This window comes from Kitasatospora sp. NPDC088351, from assembly GCF_040685575.1.
GTDB lineage: Bacteria > Actinomycetota > Actinomycetes > Streptomycetales > Streptomycetaceae > Kitasatospora.
In genome coordinates this window covers 43,618-62,214 of record NZ_JBFBIL010000048.1, presented here as the reverse complement: position 1 = coordinate 62,214, position 18,597 = coordinate 43,618, and the positions used below count along the sequence as shown (strand labels likewise).

The window sequence follows — 18,597 nt, the reverse complement described above, 5'->3', positions numbered from 1 at the left end:
TTGGGTCCGGGGGGGGGGGGCCCGGGGGGGCCCCGGGCGCGCGGGCCCCCCCCAGGGCCGGACCGGTACGACCGACGGGCTAGGTTCGGGCCCGTGACCGGCAACGACGCGGTCCTGGCGCTGGTTGTCGCCACCGCGCTGGGTTTCGACTTCACCAACGGATTCCACGACACCGGCAACGCCATGGCGACCTCGATCGTCACCGAGGCACTCCGCCCGCGCGTCGCGGTCGCCGTCTCGGCGGTGCTGAACCTCGTCGGCGCGTTCCTGTCGACCGCCGTCGCGGCGACCATCGCCGGCGGCCTGGTCGACAGCGGAGGCGTGACCCTGACCGTGGTCTTCGCCGGCCTGGTCGGCGGCATCCTGTGGAACCTGACCACCTGGTTCCTCGGCATCCCCTCCAGTTCCTCGCACGCGCTCATCGGCGGCGTGGTCGGGGCGACGATGGCCGCGGCCGGCGCTTCCGCCGTCAAATGGCAGGGCCTGGTCTCCAAGGTGATCGTGCCCGCCGCGCTGTCTCCGTTCATCGCCGGCACGGTCGCCGCGATCGGCACCTACCTCGTCTACCGCCTCACCCGCGGCGTGCCCGAACGCCCGCGCGGGCGCGGCTTCCGGCTCGGCCAGGTCGGCTCGGCCTCCATGGTCTCGCTCGCCCACGGCACCAACGACGCGCAGAAGACCATGGGCGTCATCACGCTGGCCCTGATCGCCAACGGCACCCTGGACACCGGGGCCAGGTCCCCGACCTGGGTGATCGCATCCTGCGCGACAGCGATCGCCCTGGGCACCTACCTCGGCGGCTGGCGGGTCATCCGGGCGCTGGGCAAGGGGCTCCTGGAGATCGAGCCGCCGCAGGGGATGGCCGCCGAGTCCGCTTCGGCCGCCGTGATCCTCTCCTCCACCGACTTCGGCTACTCGCTCTCCACCACCCATGTGGCCACCGGGTCGATCCTGGGCTCGGGGGTCGGCAGGAAAGGCGCCGTGGTGCGCTGGCACATCGCCCGCCGGATGGCGGTGGCCTGGCTGTCCACCCTGCCGAGCTCCGCCGTGGTCGGTGCCGCGGCCTACTGGGCCGCCCACTGGATCGGCGGGACCCCGGGCATTGTGGTGATCTTCATCGCGCTGGTGCTGGCCTCGGTCGCCTTCTTCGCGGCCTCCCGCCACCCCGCCGTGACACCGGAGAACGTCAACGCCGCATGGACGGGTTCGGTGGCCCCGGCCCCGGCCCCGGACACGGAGAAGGTCACCTGGTGAACTCCTGGATCAACCTGGCCGCGCTGTGGAAGATCGTCGCGGTCGGCCTGCTCGCCGGCGCAGGCCTGCCGGCCCTGTTCGCCATCGGCCTGCGCGCCCTCAACCCACCCGCCCGGACCGGCGGCCACGCCGTCGCCGGCCTGTGCTTCGCCGCAGTACTCGCCGCGATCGGCTGGGGCATTTCGGTCATCGTCAACCACCGCTGAACGGTCCGGCCGACAGCAACAGGACCGTCCGTCATCGCGGATCGATGATGAGCCGCGGGCCCCGTGGGCGGACGGTGGCCGAGGTGGTGGTCTCCCGGAGGCGGACGGGCTCGGCCGGCCGGAGCCGCCAGCGGGCCAGGACGGCCGCGGCGATGACGAGCATTTCGGTCCAGGCGAAGGACTCGCCGACGCACTTGTGGGGGCCCGCGCCGAAGGGGATGAACAGCTTGCGTGACGCGTGGTCCCCGGGCCGCCGCCAGCGGTCGGGGTCGAAGCGCATGGGGTCGGGGTGGATCCGCGGGGCCCGGTGCAGCGCGGTCGGGCTGAAGAGGATCTCCGCCCCCGGGGGCAGACGCACGCCGGCGTACTGCAGCGGGGCCACCGTCCGGCGCATCAGGATCCAGTTGGGGGTGTGGAGCCGGAGGGTTTCGCTGAGTGCGTGCCCCGTACGTTGCAGGCGTGGCAGGTCGCTCCAGGCCACGGAGCCGTCGGCGGCGACGGCGCACACCTCCTCGCTCAACTCGTCCTGCAGCCCGGGATGCGCGGCGAGCTCGTGGAACAGCCAGGCGAGTGCGGTGGCAGTCGTCTCGGTCCCGGCCAGGAGCAGCGAGACCGCTTCGTCCCGTACCTGGGCCGGTTCCATGGCCCGCCCCGTCCCCTCGTCCCGGGCGGTCAGGAGCAGGTCCAGCAGGGTGCCGTCCGGGCCCTGGCGGGGGACGGTGTGTGTGACGATGTCGTCCACCACGGCGCGCAGTTCCCGGACCGCCGCGTCGAAGCGCCGGTTGGCCGGAAGAGGCAGCTTCTCCAACAGGGCCGAGGGGTAGAGCGCTCGTTGGACGAAGCCCGTGAGGACCACGGGAACGGCCCGGTCGATCCGGGCTTTCCGGGCACTGCCGAGGTGGGTGGCGAACAGCGCCTCCACCACGATGTCCCGGGCGAGTTCGTGCATCCGCTCGCCGATCGCCATCGGTCGGCCCGGCTCCCAGCGGGACACCTCCGACGCCGCCCGGCGTGCCGTCACGGTGGCGTACCCGCGGATGCTGTCGCGGTGGAAGGCCGGCTGGACCAGACGCCGCTGGCGGAGGTGGAACGCGCCCTCGGAGATGAACAGTCCGTTCCCCAGCAGTCCGCGGGCCTTGTCGAAGACGAAGCCCTTCTCGGTCTTCGCGGCGTCCTGGACGAGCAGCCGGTGCACGAGCTCGGGCGTGGTGAGCACGTGAACCGGCCGCCGCCACAGGTGGATTCGCACCACGGGGCCGTAGTCGGCCAGTGACTGGAGGAAGGGCATCGGACGGGTCAGCAACGGGATCAGATGCCCGAGCAGGGGCAGCCGGCCCGCCGCGCAGGGCGCGCCGCCGCTGTCGGAGCTGCCGGAGGTGTCGGAGGTGCCGGGGGTGTCGTTCCCGGGCCTCACCGGCTTGCCCCGGGTGCCGGCACGTCGAATCGCGAGGTGCTCCGGGACCATTCGATGTGCCCTCGCAGCCACAGGCCGAGACTGCGCGCGTACGCCGCGGCCGCGGCACCGCCGTCGGTGCTGACGGCCTCGCTCAGCTCGACGAACGCGCTCATCTCGGCGTCGCGCATGGCGACGGCCAGCTCCCGGGCCGCGGCCGACGAGCACCGGTGGTGCCGGGCGAGGACCTCCACCAGGTTGTGGCGGCCCTGATCGCCGGTCGTCTCCTTGGCATGGGAGTACAGGTCGTTGTCCCAGCTCACCAGGTTCGCGGTGATGTCCCTGAGCCTGCGCAGGGCGGGGCCGTCCGTTTCGGCCGGCGCCGCTTCGTAGCCTGCCGCGACGTCGACGAGGGCCAGGCAGGTGTACGTCGCCCCGGCGTGGCGGCGCATGGCCACGTACTCGGCCGGCCCCGGGACCACTCCCGCCTCCCTGTTCGCGGCCTCCCACACCTGCGCGGAGAGGTAGTCGCGGACCGTGGACTCCCACCGGAACAGCTGCGACGGCGACGCCTGCGCGCCGACCCGGTCCCGGATCTCCCGCAGCGCCACCGCGTAGGCGTCGACCGGTCCACCCGCCTCGGCGGGGGCCGGTACGGCGTCGAGCGCCCGCGCCAGCCGGGCGGTCGTCAGGGCCAACGGTCCGGGCCGGCTGCCGCGTTCACGGTCCTCGCAGTACCCGTCGTCGAAGGCGAAGAGCCACACGTACCAGTCGGACAGCAGCCGCAGCATCTCGGCGGTCACCTCGGGATTGGTCCGCGCGGCCAGGTGGCCGCTGCGCTGGCGGCCGATCCGTTCAGCTTGTTCCGGCCGCCCCTCCAGCAGCCGGTGCCGCGCCAGCCAGGCCAGGCTCCGCCGGTCGGCCCGGTCGGCGTGGGGGTTCATCAGGGAGGGGTAGGGGCACCACAACTCGTCCGGGGCGCTGTGCGGTTGCCCGTCGTGGAGATCGGTCACTGCTCTGCCGGCCTTCGTCTGGTGGGGGGTCGCAGCCGGGTTCCGCTCCCCGCGGTGATCGCGTGGGGCCGCCCGACGTGCGCGGGAGGCCGAAACTAGTCCGGCGCGGGGCGGCGCGATGGACTCTGCGCGCATCCGCTGTTGACCCTCGGCGCACCGCCGTCCGATGGTTGCGCCTCATCTCCCCGCTCCAGGCGACAACCGAATCCGTGACCAAGGATTCTGACGGACGGTAACCTTAGGTGCCCGCAGAGCGAGCTGGGCGGACCCGGGGGGCGAGAGTGCTGGAAGACGGGCGGGGCCCGGCCCTGGTCGGGCGGCGTCGGGAGACGGAGCTGCTGACCGCGGCCCTGGTGCGGGCGAAGGACGGCGCGGGCGGTTCCACCGTACTGCTGCGGGGCGAGGCCGGCGTCGGAAAGAGCACGCTGCTGGCCTGGGCGGAGCGCGAGGGGCGCGAGCGCGGGTTCACCGTCCTGCGGGCGGTGGGGGCCGAGGCGGAGGCGGAGTTCGCGTTCGGGGCGCTCCACCAGGCCCTCTGGTCGCCGCTTCAGCGGTCCGAGGCCCTGTCCACCCACCAACGGGACGCCCTGGAGAGCGCGTTCGGTGCCCGGGCCGGCACGCCGAGCGGATTCACCGCCGGCGCCGCGGCCCTGGCCCTGCTGGACGAGGTGACGCGGACCGCCCCCGTGCTGCTGCTCCTGGACGACCTGCACTGGGCCGACTCGTCGAGTGCGACCGTGTTCGCCTTCCTCCACCGGCGCGGTGCCGGGCTGCCACTGGTGATCGCCGGTGCCAGCCGCCCTGACGGCCCGGCCGCGCGGACGTGGTCGGCCGAAACCGTCGACGTACCGCCCCTGTCCCGGGCGGACGCGGCCCTCCTGCTGGGTACCTGCTACCCCGAACTGGCGGCGGCCACCACGGCCCGGGTCCTGGCGGAGGCGGCCGGCAATCCCCTGGCGCTGGTGGAGCTGCCCCGGCAACTGACGGGAGCCCAGCGGCGGGGGGCCGCTCCGCTGCCGGACCAGCTGCCGTTGGGGCGGAAGCTGGAGCGGATGTTCGCCGGGCGGCTGGAGGCGATGACGCCGGAGGCCGGCCGCCTCCTTCTGCTGGGCGCGCTGGCCACCGGCACGGACTTCGGCAGCGAGGCGTGGCTGCGTGCCGTCGCGGGCGAGGACGTACGGGTGCCCCTCGAACGGATGGAGGCGGCCGGGCTGGCCCGGCTCGACGCGGCCGGACGGCTGGTGTTCCGGCATCCCCTGGTCCGCACCGCGGTGATCTCGGCGGCCTCGGACGCCGAGCGGCGGGAGGCCTACCGGACCCTCGCCGGTTCCCTCGCACCGGAGGACCCCAGACGGCTGGTCCACGAGGCGTCGGCCGCGCTGTCACCGGACGACGGCCTCGCGCGCCGCCTTCAGGAGGCCGGCCGCGACCTCGCCCGCCGCGGCGGCGACGCGGAGGGCGCGCTCCTGCTCGAACGCGCCGCCGTTCTCAGCACCAGCTCCTGTGATCGCGCCCGCCGGCTCACCTGGGCCACGGTGATGGCGGCCCGCGGCGGGCAGCTGCGCCACGCCGTCTCCCTGGTGGGGGAGTTGAAGGCCAGTACGGTTCCGTCGGACGTCGCGCCACTGTTCGCGTACGCGGTGGTCTACGCCGACCAGAGTCACCACGTCGGCTTCGAGTCGTCCGCCGCACTGCTGCCCGAAGCCCTCGACACGCTGACGGTACCGGGCGCCGATCCCTTCGGCGGGCTGGTGGAGCAGGTCTACTTCAAGCTGCTGCTGGCCGCCACCTACACGGATGATCCCTGCGCGTGGCGGGCCCTCGAACGGCACCGGGAGAACGTGTCCGAGGCGGGCCGGCTCTGCCTGCGGGCCTGGACCGATCCGGGCCCGGACATGGCGGCCGCGCTGGTGGCGGTGGCCGAGGGCATGACGGAGGAGCAGGAGGCCGGTGTGGCCTGGCTCCTGCTGTGGACCGCCTCGGCGCTGGACTGCCCCGAGGGCGATCTGTGGCAGCGCTTCGCCGGACTGCACGGCTACGCCACCCAGGGCGCGGTGGCGAAGGCCAAGTGCCACCATGACTTTCTGCTCGGCCGCTGGGACCGGGCGGCCGTCTGTCTGCGCGAGGCCGAGGCGGCGGACGAACTCGGCTACCACTGCAACGCCCTGATGTTCCGTCAGTACTACGCCCACTTCCTCGCGGGCCGGGGCGACGAGACCGGGCTGCGGGAGATCGACCGGATTATCAGGCCGACCGCCACGCGTGCCCGGATGCGGTTCGTCCTCGACCGCCTGACCCACCTGCGTGGCCTGGCCGCACTCGCCCACCGGCACTACGAGGAGGCGTACGCGCACTTCTGCGAGATCACCCCGCCGGGGCGGCTGCCCAGTGGCCCGCCCTGGCATCACGCGCTGGTCTTCGACCTGGTGACGGCCGCCGTGCACACCGGCCGGCGCGAGGAGGCGCGGGCGCACGTCGCGGCGGGGCGGGCGGCGCGCTCCGCAGAGATCTCCGGTCACCACGCCTTCCTGCTCGCGGCCGCCACCGCCCTGGCCGCCGAGGACGACGAGGCCGAGGCCGCCTACCGTGCCGCGTACGACGTGCCGGGCGCCGAGCAGTGGGCGTTCGACCTCGCCCGGCTGCGGCTCGCCCACGGTTCGTGGCTCCGCCGGCGCCACCGGTCCGGGGCCAGGACGGTGCTGCGGGTGGCACACCACGTGTTCCGCCGTCTCCGGGCGGATCCCTGGGCGCAGCGGTGCGAGGAGGAGCTGCGGGCCGCGGGCGACCCGGTCGCTCTGCCGCCGGGTGGACCGGGCACGGAGCCGTCCGGGTTGACCGGACAGGAGCTGCGGATCGCCCGCCTGGCCGCGACCGGCCTGAGCAACAAGGAGATCGGCCGACGGCTCCAGCTGTCGCCCCGCACCGTCGGGGCCCACCTCTACAAGATCTTCCCGAAGCTCGGCATCACCTCACGGGCCGCGCTGGCCCATGCCCTCGGTACCCGCTGACCCGCCGGGCTGCCCGGCCCCGCCACTCCCGGGCACCGGGCCGGTCCGCGGCACACCACCGCGACCGAGGCAGGACGAGGCAGTCAGATGACCTAACGGGCCGCCCCGCCCGGGGGCCAGGCTGACTGCGGAGGGCTTCGGGAGGAAGGGCGGTCAGGTGGACTCGCAGGTGACGGCCGCGTCGGTGCCGGACGACGGGAAGGCGGCGTTCTGGAGTGGGGCGATGTCGCGGACACTGGTACCGGTCGAGGTGGTCCCGCTCTCCGGGCGGCCCTTCGACGGACTTCTGGTGTCGCACCGGCTCGGGTACGTGGGGATCTCGACCCTGGAGGCGGACGCGGCCAGGGTCTCGCGCACGGCGGCGCTGATCGCGGGAGCCCCGCGGTCCGAACCGCGGGTCGGGGTCGGGGTGCAGGTGGCGGGCCGGGCCGTACTGGAGCAGGACGGGCGCCGGGTGGAGGTGCCGGAGGGCGGGCTCGTCCTGTACGACACGGCGCGACCGTACTCCGTCGACTACCCGGAGCGGTTCCGCACCCACCTGTTCCACCTGCCGCGCAGGCTGCTGGGCGTGCCGGAACGCGACCTGCGGCTCGCGGCAGGGGCGGCCGTCGGCCCGGCGGAGGGCTGCGGGTCGGTGCTGCTGCCCTTCCTCGGCACGCTCGCCGTCTCCGCGCACTGCTACTCCGCTCCGGTCGGCGACCGGCTGGCCGGCAGCGTCGCCGACCTGCTGAGCACGCTCGTCGCCCAGCTGGCCGTCGGACGGGTGGCCGACGGGCGGGGCGGTCCGAACGAGCACCTGGTCCGGCGGGTACGGGAGTACGTCGACCGGCACCTGGGTGATCCGGAGCTGTCGCCCGAGCGGATCGCGGACGCCCACCACATCTCCGTGCGGTACCTGCACCGGCTCTTCGAGGGCGAGGGGGTGACGGTGAGCCGGTTCATCCAGCGGCGCCGGCTGGAGGCGTGCGCCCGTGAGCTGGGCCGTCGCGGCCGTACGGCGCCGACCGTGTCGGCCGTCGCCCAGCGGTGGGGCTTTGTCAACCCGACACACTTCAGCCGGACCTTCCGGGCCGCCTACGGCGTCTCGCCGCGGGAGTGGCGCGCACTCCGGACCGACGAGGCCGGCTGACGCCGGGACAGGACCGGCTGTCCGGGTGGCAGCCGCTTGAGGAGGACCGATGTCCGTCGTTGTCGACACCGCGGGGGTACCGCCCGCCGACCGCGCCGAGTACTGGCACGAGGCGGTCTGCCGCACCTTCATCCCGCTCGACGTGGCCCTGCTCGAAAGCGAGCCCGCCCCCGCGACCATCACCAGCCACCGCCTGGGCTCCCTGCAGGTCTCCCTGGTGCGGGCCGGCCCGCAGCGGGTCGAGCGCGGCGCGGGCCTGATCGCCCGCGGCGGCGAGGACCACCTCACGCTGGCGCTCCAGCACCGCGGTACCGCCCGGCTGGTCCAGGACGGCCACCAGGTGGAGCTGCGGCCGGGTACCTTCGCGATCTCCGACGCCGGGCGGCCGTTCGCCAAGGAACTGCCGGAGCCCTTCGTCTTCACGGCCTTCCACTGGCCGCGGTCGGCCGTGGGCGTCTCCGAGGAGGACCTGCGGGTGCTCACCGGGACGGCCTTCGACACCGGTGGCGGCACCGCCGCGCTGGTGGCCGCCTATCTGGAGGGCCTCTCCCGGTCGGCCGACTCGCTGGAGCCATGTCTCGCCGGCCGGCTCGCCACCACGGCCCTGGACCTGCTCGCCGTGCTCGCCCACGAGCGCCGCGGCCGGTCGGTCCCGGAGGCGCCCGAGGCGGCCCTGGCCACCCTGGCGCGGGTGAAGGACCACATCCTGCGCCACCTGGGCGACCCGGACCTCTCACCGGAGCGGATCGCGGCCGTCCACCACGTGTCGGTGCGGTACCTGCACAAGCTGTTCCGGTTCGAGGGGGTGACGGTGGCCCGCTGGATCCAGCGTCAGCGGCTGGACATGTGCCGGCGGGACCTCGTCGGTTCGACGGCGCGGCGGGCGACCGTGGCGGCGGTCGCCGGGCGTTGGGGGTTTGTGAGCGCCAGCCACTTCAGCCGGGCCTTCCGGGCCGTCTACGGGATGTCCCCGCGCGAGTGGCAGGCCGTCACCTGGGCGGGCCCCGCGCCGGGCCCCGTGCGCCTGCTGCTCGCGGGTCCCGCGCCGGGGCGGAACCCCTCCTCGTCCGGATTCGGCGTCGCGGTGTGACCCGCCGGCCGCGCGGCTGTGCGGGGCCGGCGGCGGTCGCCTCTCACCGGTCGGTGTGGATCTCCGCGACGTAGCCGCCCGGGAACCGCACCATCGCGCTGTCCCGGCCGCCCGCCGAGACCGGACCCCAGAGCACCGACGCGCCGGCGGCCCTGGCCCGGTCCAGGGTGGCGCCGAGGTCGGGCACGCCGTAGCCGGTGAGCTCCCGGCCGAACGGGTACGGCAGGTGGCCGTCCGTCACCGTGACCGTCGTGGTGCCGAAGCCGGAGGTGAGGCGGAGGAGCCGGTACGTCGTCCCGGGCAGACCGGTCGAGGCGCCGTCGGCCTTCCGGTCGTCGGAGACGATCCGGCCCCCGGTGAAGGAGAGGTAGCTCCGCAGGAAGGCGCCGACCGCGTCCGGCGACAGGTAGAGCCGGTTCTCCGGCACGTCGGCCAGATCGGGGTAGGACGGCGGGGTGGTGTGCACGTAGAGCTGGGCGCTGATCCCGCCGGGGAACTGGACGACGGCGTCCCGGCCGATCGGGTCGGCGAACGGTGCCACGGTCACGGCCGCGCCGTCGGCCCGGGCGGTCCGGACCGCCCGGTCGAGGTCGGTCACCAGCCAGCCGGTGCGCTCGGTGCCGAACGGGTACGGGACGGGCGTGGTGTAGTCGAACACCGACAGCGTGCCGACCGGGGAGAGCACCAGCTCGGACAGGGTGCGGCTGGGCGTCGGGGTCACCTGGGTGGAGACCGGCCCGATCGTGGTGCCCCCGAAGGTGGACACCCAGCTCGACACGAACTCCTGCTCCGTGCCCGGTGCGACGTACACGTGGGTGGAGTCGTACTGCGGGCCGACGGCGAGCTGCCGGTGCGGGCCCGGCGGCCCGGTCGGGGCACTCTGGGCCACCGAGGCGGTGGGGACCGCCGTCAGCGCGGCGATCGCGGCCACCAACGGAACCACCCGTCGGACGAAGCCCTGCGTCATGGGGGACCTCCCGGTCGTCGTTCGCGCCCGGCGTCCGCTGTGCCGGGCACCGGGCGCGGGTCTGTCGCTGGTCGGAGGAGTCGATCGATGGTGCGGGCGGCGCGGAACCGCTCAGGTCGTCGGCGGGGCCCAGTGGGCATCGGGGGCCGAGACCCGGTGGGCGATCAGCGCCGTGGTCAGGAGCAGCAGTGAGGCCAGCCCGAGGGCCACCGCGAGGTGCCCGTGCAGGACCAGCGCCGCGCCCGCGGCGCCGCCGAGCAGCATGGCCAGCGTGGAGAGGATCCGACGCCCCCGGCGCGGTGCCGCGCCCCCGGCCGGTGTCGGGTCCGCGGCCAGGCCGGTCAGGGTGAGGGTGAGCACGGTGGTGGTCAGGTCGGGCACCCCGAGCCGCCGGGCCACGGCGTTCTGCAGTCCCATCCCGAGGCCCAGCAGGACGATCAGGGCGTAGCCGGCGCCCCCGGCCGCGGCGGTGGCGGTCGCCGCGGCCGTCAGGACCGTCTGGAGGCCGGTGGCGAGGGCCAGCAGGCGTCCGCGGTGGGCCGCCGGCCGGCTGCCGAGCCGCCCGCCGGCGAGCGCACCGGTCAGGAACGCCGTCAGCGAGACGAGCGAGGCCGTCGCCGACAGGCCCGAGGCCCCCGCCAGGGCGAACCCCAGGAAGACCACGTTGCCGGTCATGTTCGCCACGAACACGTGCCCGAGGCCGAGGTAGCTCACCGCGTCGACCACTCCGGTGGCCACCGTCAGCAGCAGCATCAGCGGCGGCAGCGGTCCGTGCCGGTCGGTGCGCGGTGGGGCGAGGGTCCGGAGGGCGTCAGTCAGCAGGGCGCGCAACGGCTGCCGCCTCCTCCGACACCGGCGGACGGTGCAGGACCGCCCGGGTGAGCAGCCCGCCGGCCGGACCGAGCACGGCGGCCGCGGCCGACAGCCAGAGCGGCCAGACGGTCAGGCCGACGGCGTGGTCCACGGACCAGCGGCCCGGGCCGGTGAGGGCGAGCGCTCCGGTGGCGGCGACCAGGACCAGCGGGTACTCGTAGCCGTCGTCCTGCACCCAGAGGCCGTGCGGCAGCTTGACGGTGATCGCCACCGTCATCACGCCCATGGCGACCATGGCCGCCGGCGGCGTGAGCGCGCCCAGGGCCAGGAACAGGCCCGAACCGATCTGCCCGGCGCCCGCGGCGAGCGCGGTGAGCGTCCCGCCGCGGAAGCCGTCGTGCCGGAACTCCTCCGTCCCGCCGGCGAGGCCGTGGCCGCCGAGGCGGTGGCTCACCTTCTGTGTTCCGTGTCCGGCGATGAGCAGGCCCACCACCACCCGGAGGATCAGCAGTCCGGTGTCCATCGTGTCCTGTCCCTGGTCCCTGTCCTGATGCGGTGTCGGTGGTGCCGGTCAGCCCGCGGCGTGTTCGCCGATGACGGCCTGGGCGTAGACGATCCCGAGGCCGTACGCGCCGCCGTGCTCCTTGACGATCTCCGTGACGACGCCGTAGGTCTCCGTCCGCGCCCAGTCGCGCTGGAGCTCCAGCAGTACCTGTACCCAGGTGACCGGTACCGCGCCGGCCTGGCTCATCCGCTGGACGGCGTGCTCGTGGGCCTGCGGGGAGACGCCGCCGGAGGCGTCGGCGACGACGTAGACCTCGTAGCCCTGGTCGATCATGGACAGCACGGGCATGACCAGGCAGACCTCGGTCCACAGGCCGGCTATGACGACCTTGCTCCGCCCGGTGGCCCTGACCGCCTCGACGACCGCCTCGTCCTCCCAGGCGTTCATCGAGGTGCGGTCGAGGATCTCGGCCTTGGGGAACACCGCCGCCAGCTGCGGCAGCAGCGGGCCGGAGAAGGACTCGGAGGCGACGGTGGTCAGGACGGTCGGCACGTCGAAGGCCCGAGCGGCCTTGGCGAGGCCGACGGTGGCGTTGATGATCGCGGTGCGGTCGCCGCTGCCGGTGCCGAAGAACATCTGCGGCTGGTGGTCCACGAACAGCACCACGGCGTTGCCGGGGGTCAGCAGGTCGGGGCTCGGGGTGGCGCTGACCTGGGTGAGGTCGACCATGACGGGGTCCCTTCGGATTGTCGGTAGCTCCTTCGCGCGGTGATCCCGCGCGGGGCCGGGGGAGGAGGTCAGAGGAGGAAGCAGGGGTCGAACGGCTGGTGGTGTTCGGTCGCCTGGCCGCGCGCGACCCGCCACCGGTGGTGCAGCTCGGACTCGGCGACCACCTGCCCGAGCAGCTCCGCCTGGCGGGCGCCCGTGCCGGAGGTACGGCCGGAGACCTGGTAGCCGCCGAAGTGGGCGACCGGGCTCCAGGCGGGGCTGACCGGCGGGAGTTCCTCGTCCATGCCCTCGTACTCGGCCGCCGCGTGGACGATCCGGCCGCCGACGACCGTCAGCAGGGACTCGATGTGCGGGATGTCCTGCTCGGGCACCGTGAAGTAGTCGTCGGTCAGGACGGCCAGGTCGCCGTAACAGCCGGTCCGCAGCACACCTTTGACGTTCTGCTCGCCGGTGAGGGCGGCGCCGGCCGTGGTGTACATCGCGAGCGCGGTCGCCCGGTCCACCCGGTTGTGCGGCGGCCGGATCGCCGGGCCGCCGACCGTACGGCCGGAGACCAGCCAGTGCAGGGCGACCCAGGGGTTGTACGAGGACACCCGGGTGGCGTCCGTGCCGGCGGCCACGGTCAGGCCGCGCTCCAGCATCGCGCGGACCGGCGGTGCCTCGGCGGCGGCGCCGAGGCCGTAGCGGCGGGTGAACACCTCGCCCTGGAAGGACAGCCGGTTCTGCACCGAGAGCGCGCCGCCGAGCGCCGCGATCCGGTCGAGGCTGTCCCGGGAGACGGTCTCCGCGTGGTCGAAGAGCCACCGGTTCCCGGCGGGGAAGAGCCCTTCGGCGGCGAGTTTCTCGAAGACCGCGAGGTCGCGCCGGATCGTCTCGTCGTACGTCGCGTGCAGCCGGAAGCCCCAGCCGTGTTCCATGAGCAGGCGGACGGCCTTCTCGAACTCGACCTCGTAGGGCCCGAGTTCGGGGTGAGGCTCGGCGAAGTTCTCGAAGTCGGCGGCGGCCCAGGTGAGGTTCTCCCCGGCGCCGTTCAGCCGCAGCCACGCGTCGCCGTCCCCGGGACGGACCGTCTCGGTCCAGCGGGTGAGGTCGTCCAGCTCCTGGCCGGGGGTCTGCGGGAACAGGTGGTAGGCGATGCGGAGCGTGAGCAGGCCGTCCCGGGCGAGTTCGGTGACCGTGGCGTAGTTCTCGGGGAAGCTCTGGAACCCGCCGGCGGCGTCGATCGCGGAGGTCAGCCCGAAGCGGTTCAGCTCGCGCAGGAAGTGCCGGGTGGAGGTCGCGCGGTCCTCGCCCTCCAGTGCCGGGGCCCTGGCGAGCGTGGAGTAGAGGACCAGGGCGCTCGGCGCCGCCAGCAGCATGCCGTTGGGCTCGCCGCCGCGCCCCCGGACGATCTGCCCGCCCTTCGGGTCCGGGGTGTCCCTGGTGCAGCCGGCGGCCTTGAGCGCGGCGCGGTTGAGGATCGCCGACTGGTAGAGGTGGAGGACGAACACCGGGGTGTCCGGCGCGGCCTCGTTCAGTTCGGCGGGCGTGGGGAGCCGTCGCTCGGCGAACTGCTCGGCGGACCAGCCGCCGACGACGCGCACCCACTGCCCCCTGGGGGTGCGGGCGGCCTGCTCGCGCAACATAGCCAGGGCGTGGCGCAGCGAGGTGACGCCGTCCCAGCGCAGCTCCAGCACGTAGTTGAGGCCGCCCCGGATCACGTGCAGGTGCGCGTCGTTGAGGCCGGGCACCACGCGGCGGCCGAGCGCGTCTACGACGGTGGTGGACGGTCCGGTCACCGGGGCGACGTCCGCGTCGTCCCCCACGGCGGTGATCAGGCCGTCGCGAATGGCGAGGGCGCCGGCCCGCGGACGGCGGACGTCTCCGGTGTGGATCCTCGCGTTGCGGACGACGACGTCGGCGGCGTCCCCGACGGCGCGGGGGACCAGCCCGCCGACCGGCATTGCAGGCACCTCGAAGCCTCCTGTGATGGGGGGTCGGACCGCCGCACGGCGAGGGCGGCGGGGCAAGGAGTTCGAACCGGACGGGCCCGACGGATTCCTGACGAAACGTTAGGTGTATGACGGGTGCCGGACTTGGCCCACAGCGCACCGGCTCCGGTCCCGGAGCGCACCGGTCGGCCGGAGCGGCGACCGTGCACGGGCGGTCGCTTCGCGAGGAAGGCCGCCAGCTCCGGGGTGGCCTCCTCGGCGTGGGGAACGCTGCCGAGTGAGGGTGGGCCTCGGGTGCCGAACCCGGCTCTGGGCGGGTGTCACATGACGCGCTTCATCACGATCATGTGCCGTTTGAAGGGCGCGGTTTCGCTGCCCCAGGACAGCACGGCGAAGACCTCGCCGCCGGGGAAGCCGTGGATCTCGGGCGCGGCGCCGGAGGGGGAGGGGCCGCCGGAACTGTGGGCCCAGCCGGACCAGTTGTTGCCGCCGTCGGAGGAGCGGTTGAGGTAGAGCTGGTGGTCGTTGGGGCTGATGCAGCCGATCGCCATGTTCTGCTGGGCGGCGTAGCCCGGGTCGAAGGCGCTGGTCGCGAGGTGTGCGGGATCGCCCCCGCGGCCGATCGCCACCGACTCGCACTCCCCGCCGCCGGGCAGTTCGGTGTAGTGGGCGTTGGCGCGGTTCCGAGGGGACGTACGGGCGAGGTAGACGCGGTTGGTCAGGCCGCGTGCGGCGTAGAACTCCTGCTCCCCGGTGGTGAAGGTGAAGTTGTTGGTGGAGTCCAGGGACCAGACGCGGGGCTCCTGTTGCGGCATCCAGCCCGTGAAGTGCAGCTGGCCGAGGGAGCCCCGTATCTCCTGGTCGTAGACGCGGTTGTTCACGACGGTCGACAGGAGTATCTGGCCGGGGCCCCTGATCACCCTGATCTCGCCGTAGGTCCTGAGGGCGCTGTCGATCCGGGTCCAGCCGGACCACCGGTTGGCGTTCAGGTCCTGGACGACGTTGTAGTACACGAAGCCGTCGTCGCCGACATGGAAGGCGATGAGGCGCCGGGTGGGGCTGTCCCCGGCGAAGGACACCACCTCGGGCCGGTGCCGCGTGTGGGCATTGCCCGGCACCGGTTGCCAGGCCCCGCCCCCGTAGCGCGACCAGATCCGGTTGTCCTCCCCGCGAGTGACCTCGAAGACCTGGCCGCCGTACCAGACGGCCGACAGCGCCTCGGGAGACCTCGCGGAGCCGCCCTCGTTGATCCAGTTGCCCTCGGTCGCCGCGGCGGCCGGCGAGGCCGAGAGACCGACCGCCAGGGCGAGCCCGGCCAGCGCCGTCCCCACCGCGCGCGGCGTGCGAGCGGCTACGGCACGGAGGTTCCGGGTGCGTTCCGATCCCATCGGACCATCTCCCTCATCGGTGCGCGCCGGGGCGAGGCCTGGCCGGGGCGCGGGGGGACGCCGTGGTGGGGATTTCCGCCCGGCACCCGGCACGCTATCGACGCGCGGCGCCCGCGATGGTGCTGAGAGCGCACGGAGGCTTGCCTCCGCAGGCACGCGGCGGCCGTCCGGGCGGTCACCGCTTCGCGCCCGACGACCATGAGCTGCTGAGCACCTCCGAGGCCCTTGGCCGCCGTACGTCGACTCGCCGGGTGCCAGTGACGATCGACGCCCCTCCGTGCCCGATTTCCCGGTGGCGTCGTCCTCCGGGCGATTGACTTGGGGGATGAACGAAACACTGGTCGGTCGCGAGTACGACGTGGGGCGGCTCGGCGAGTTCCTGGCCGATCTCCCGTGCGTCGGCGGGGCGTTGGTGATGGTGGGGGAGCCGGGCGTCGGGAAGACGGCGCTGCTCGCCGAGGTGGCCCGGGCAGGCGAGGCCGCCGGGATACGGGTGCTGCGGACCGCGGGCGCGCAGTACCGGGCGCAGGTCGGCTACAGCGCCCTGCGGCAGTTGGTGACATCGACGCCCGAGTGCCGGGCGGCGGCCGCGGACTCACCGGACCTCGCCGCGGCCGTCGGCCTGGAGCGGGGAACGGCGCCCGGGCATGAGGAGGTGGCGCGGGCGCTGCTGCGCCTGGCGGTCTCCCTCTCGGCCACCAGGCCCACGCTGATGGTGCTGGACGACGCGCAGTGGCTCGACGGGGCCAGCGCCGTCGTCCTGGGGCGGGTGGCGCGCCGGCTGCCCGGAACGGGCGCAGGGATGGTCTGTGCGGTCCGGCCGGGGGAGGAGAGCTTCTTCGACCACGGCGGACTTCCCCTGCACGAACTGGGTCCGCTCAGCGAGTCCGCGTCCGAGGAGTTGCTCACCCGGCGCTTCCCGGCGCTGGCCCCACGGGTCCGCCGGCGCCTGATGGCCGAGGCCGAGGGCAATCCGCTGGCGCTGCTGGAGCTTCCGACCACCCTCACCGACGCGCAACGGGCCGCGTCCCGGGCTCTGCCGAACCGCCTTCCGCTGACCCAGCGCCTCCAAGCCGCGTTCGCCTCGCGGATCAGGGGCCTGCCGGCGGTCACCCGGCACCTCCTGCTCGTGGCGGCCCTGGAAGGCACCGGCAACCTGCTGGTGCTGCGCCGGGCGGTGGCCGGGCGGTGCGACCTGAAGCACCTGGCCCCGGCGGAGCGCGGACAACTCGTCCGCGTCGACGAGACGACCGGCCGGCTGGAGTTCCGGCATCCGCTCGTGCGATCGGCGGTCGTCGACCTGTCGACCAGCGATCAGCGGCGTCATGTGCACCGGGCGCTCGCGGAAGCGTGGAGCGCGGTCCCCGAGCAACGCGTCCGGCACCTGGCACAGACCGCGGTCGAGCCCGACGAACGCATCGCGGCACTCCTGGAGGAGACCGCCGACGTCGGTGCCCGCCGCGGCGACGGCCCGAACGCGGTGGCGGCCCTGGTCCGTGCCGCCGACCTGAGCCCGACCGGGGCGGAACAGGCCCGACGGCTCGCGAAGGCCGCGTACGTCGGCGCGAACCTCACCGGCGAGCTGCGTGAGGTGCCGCGGCTGCTGGACACCGCCCGGCAGGCCGCCCCGGAGACGGCCTCGCCGGCCGCCGCGGTGGCCACCGCGATGTACCTGCTCAACAGCTACGGGGACATCGACACCGCCCACCGCCTGCTGCACGGCGCGATCACGCTGCTGCCCGAGCCGTACGACCTGAGCGACGCCACGCTGCTGGAAGCGCTGTCCACGTTGCTGATGGTGTGCGTCCACGGCGGCCGGGGCGAGTTGTGGGCGGACTTCGACGACACGGTGGCGAAGTGCGTCGCGGTCCCCGACACCCTGCGCCTGCTGCGGGCCACCTTCGCCGACCCGGCCCGCGCCCGCCCGTCCGACTGGGCCCGGCTCGACGCCGCCATCGCGGCCCTGCCCGGCACGTCCGACCCGGTCCGGATCGTGCGGATCGCCACCGCCGGCGCCTACGCGGACCGGCTCGGCGCCATGGACGAACCGCTGCGGCACACCGCTCGCGGCGGTCGCACCGGGGAGAACAGCTTCACCGCCATCCAGGCGTCGTTCCTGTGGGGCAGCCACGCCTGGTTCACCGGGCAGTGGCCGGAGCTCCGCGAGGTGGTCGGCCACGGTCTGGACCTGTGCGACGAGTTGCAGTACCCGCTGCGCTCCTGGACCGGGAAGTTCCTGCTCGCCTGCGTGTCCGCGGCCTGCGCCGACTTCACGACGGCCGGGAGGCTCGCGGACCGGCTGGACCAGTGGGCCGGATCCCGCCGCGGCCACGCCGTCCGCTGCTACGCCGCCCACGTCAGGACGCTGATCGCGCTGTCGCAGGGCGACTTCGACGGGGCCTACCACCATGCGTGCGCGATCTCGCCGGCCGGATCGTTCGCGCCCTTCGCCGGGCACGCGCTGTGGGCGGTCCTCGATCTGGTGGAGGCCGCGGCGCGCAGCGGTCGACGCGAGGAAGCCCTCGCCCACGTCGCCGCGGCCCGGGAGGCCGGCCTGGCGGCCGTCTCGCCGAGACTGGGCATGGTCCTCCTCGCCTCGGGCGCGCTGGCAGCCCGGCACGACCACGAGGCCGCCGCCGGCTTCGAGCAGGCCCTGGCCGTGGACGGCGCCGAGCGCTGGCCCTTCGATCTGGCCAGGATCCACCTCTACTACGGTGAGCACCTGCGCCGCGCGAGGGCGGCGGCCCTGGCCCGGTACCACCTGTCGGCCGCGGCCGACACCTTCCGGCGGCTGGGTGCGACCCCGTGGGCGGAGCGGGCGGCTCAGGAACTGCGCGCCACCGGCGGCCACCGGGACGGCGGGTCGGCCGGTTCCGGCGTCCCGCTGACGCCCCAGCAGCGGGAGATAGCGCACCTGGCCGCGGCCGGCCTCACCAACAAGGAGATCGGCGAGCGGCTGTTCCTGTCCCCGCGTACCGTCTCCACCCACCTCCACCAGCTCTTCCCGAAGCTCGGCGTGACGTCCCGGGCCGCCCTGCGTGACGCGCTCGACCGGCTGGAGACGCCGGGGCCCGGGCCGGACTACGTCGAATGACGGAAGCGACCGCCCGGGGGCCTGCTCTAACGTCGGCTGGCGCACCGTCACGTACTCGGCGACGACAGGAGAACCGA

14 protein-coding genes are annotated in these 18,597 nt (G+C 74.2%); 6 read left to right on the top strand and 8 right to left on the bottom strand.

The features are described from left to right. The first annotated feature begins 93 nt into the window (after positions 1-93). Entirely contained in the window at positions 94-1,254 is a 1,161-nt protein-coding gene (locus AB0P06_RS27590) for an inorganic phosphate transporter (RefSeq protein WP_363611893.1), read from the top strand. Then, positions 1,251-1,460, top strand: a complete 210-nt coding sequence (locus AB0P06_RS27585) for a hypothetical protein (RefSeq protein WP_363611891.1) — start codon at positions 1,251-1,253, stop codon at positions 1,458-1,460. The genes AB0P06_RS27590 and AB0P06_RS27585 overlap by 4 nt, the downstream gene beginning before the upstream one ends. Before the next feature lie 31 nt (positions 1,461-1,491). Here AB0P06_RS27585 and AB0P06_RS27580 read toward each other — a convergent pair whose 3' ends face one another. Together AB0P06_RS27580 and AB0P06_RS27575 are read right to left on the bottom strand one after the other, a co-directional pair. After that, positions 1,492-2,874: a cytochrome P450 gene (locus AB0P06_RS27580; RefSeq protein ID WP_363611889.1), complete on the bottom strand. Its 1,383-nt coding sequence runs from the start codon at positions 2,872-2,874 to the stop codon at positions 1,492-1,494. Next, positions 2,871-3,797: a hypothetical protein gene (locus AB0P06_RS27575; RefSeq protein ID WP_363611887.1), complete on the bottom strand. Its 927-nt coding sequence runs from the start codon at positions 3,795-3,797 to the stop codon at positions 2,871-2,873. Before AB0P06_RS27575 ends, AB0P06_RS27580 begins: the two co-directional genes overlap by 4 nt. 350 nt (positions 3,798-4,147) lie before the next feature. Between AB0P06_RS27575 and AB0P06_RS27570 the strand changes: the two genes are divergently transcribed. The 3 genes from AB0P06_RS27570 to AB0P06_RS27560 all read left to right on the top strand — a co-directional run bounded on the left by AB0P06_RS27570 (position 4,148) and on the right by AB0P06_RS27560 (position 9,093). Continuing rightward, positions 4,148-6,874, top strand: coding sequence for an AAA family ATPase (locus AB0P06_RS27570; RefSeq protein ID WP_363611885.1), 2,727 nt, complete (start codon positions 4,148-4,150; stop codon positions 6,872-6,874). 157 nt (positions 6,875-7,031) lie between these two features. Next, the gene (locus tag AB0P06_RS27565) at positions 7,032-8,003 is read left to right on the top strand and encodes a helix-turn-helix domain-containing protein (protein ID WP_363611883.1); all 972 of its coding nucleotides are present in this window, start codon (positions 7,032-7,034) and stop codon (positions 8,001-8,003) included. Between the two features lie 49 nt (positions 8,004-8,052). Further along, positions 8,053-9,093 carry a helix-turn-helix domain-containing protein gene (locus AB0P06_RS27560; RefSeq protein ID WP_363611881.1) on the top strand — a complete coding sequence of 347 codons (1,041 nt, stop codon included), beginning with the start codon at positions 8,053-8,055 and terminating at the stop codon, positions 9,091-9,093. A 43-nt stretch (positions 9,094-9,136) separates the two neighbouring features. Here AB0P06_RS27560 and AB0P06_RS27555 read toward each other — a convergent pair whose 3' ends face one another. The 6 genes from AB0P06_RS27555 to AB0P06_RS27530 all read right to left on the bottom strand — a co-directional run bounded on the left by AB0P06_RS27555 (position 9,137) and on the right by AB0P06_RS27530 (position 15,426). After that, positions 9,137-10,060: a glyoxalase gene (locus AB0P06_RS27555; protein WP_363611879.1), complete on the bottom strand. Its 924-nt coding sequence runs from the start codon at positions 10,058-10,060 to the stop codon at positions 9,137-9,139. Between the two features lie 111 nt (positions 10,061-10,171). Continuing rightward, on the bottom strand, positions 10,172-10,891 hold the full coding sequence (locus tag AB0P06_RS27550) for a YoaK family protein (protein WP_363611877.1): 720 nt from the start codon (positions 10,889-10,891) through the stop codon (positions 10,172-10,174). Next, entirely contained in the window at positions 10,872-11,396 is a 525-nt protein-coding gene (locus AB0P06_RS27545; protein WP_363611875.1) for a DoxX family protein, read from the bottom strand. The genes AB0P06_RS27550 and AB0P06_RS27545 overlap by 20 nt, the downstream gene beginning before the upstream one ends. A 48-nt stretch (positions 11,397-11,444) precedes the next feature. After that, positions 11,445-12,107 (bottom strand): hydrolase, encoded by a 663-nt coding sequence (locus tag AB0P06_RS27540; protein ID WP_363611873.1) that lies wholly within the window; start codon positions 12,105-12,107, stop codon positions 11,445-11,447. A gap of 68 nt (positions 12,108-12,175) precedes the next feature. Then, entirely contained in the window at positions 12,176-14,050 is a 1,875-nt protein-coding gene (locus AB0P06_RS27535) for an amidohydrolase (RefSeq protein ID WP_363611899.1), read from the bottom strand. 308 nt (positions 14,051-14,358) lie between these two features. Continuing rightward, complete coding sequence (locus AB0P06_RS27530; RefSeq protein WP_363611871.1) at positions 14,359-15,426, bottom strand: hypothetical protein; 1,068 nt, start codon at positions 15,424-15,426, stop codon at positions 14,359-14,361. A 325-nt stretch (positions 15,427-15,751) separates the two neighbouring features. Between AB0P06_RS27530 and AB0P06_RS27525 the strand changes: the two genes are divergently transcribed. Next, on the top strand, positions 15,752-18,520 hold the full coding sequence (locus AB0P06_RS27525; protein ID WP_363611869.1) for an AAA family ATPase: 2,769 nt from the start codon (positions 15,752-15,754) through the stop codon (positions 18,518-18,520). The last annotated feature ends 77 nt before the right edge of the window (positions 18,521-18,597 follow it).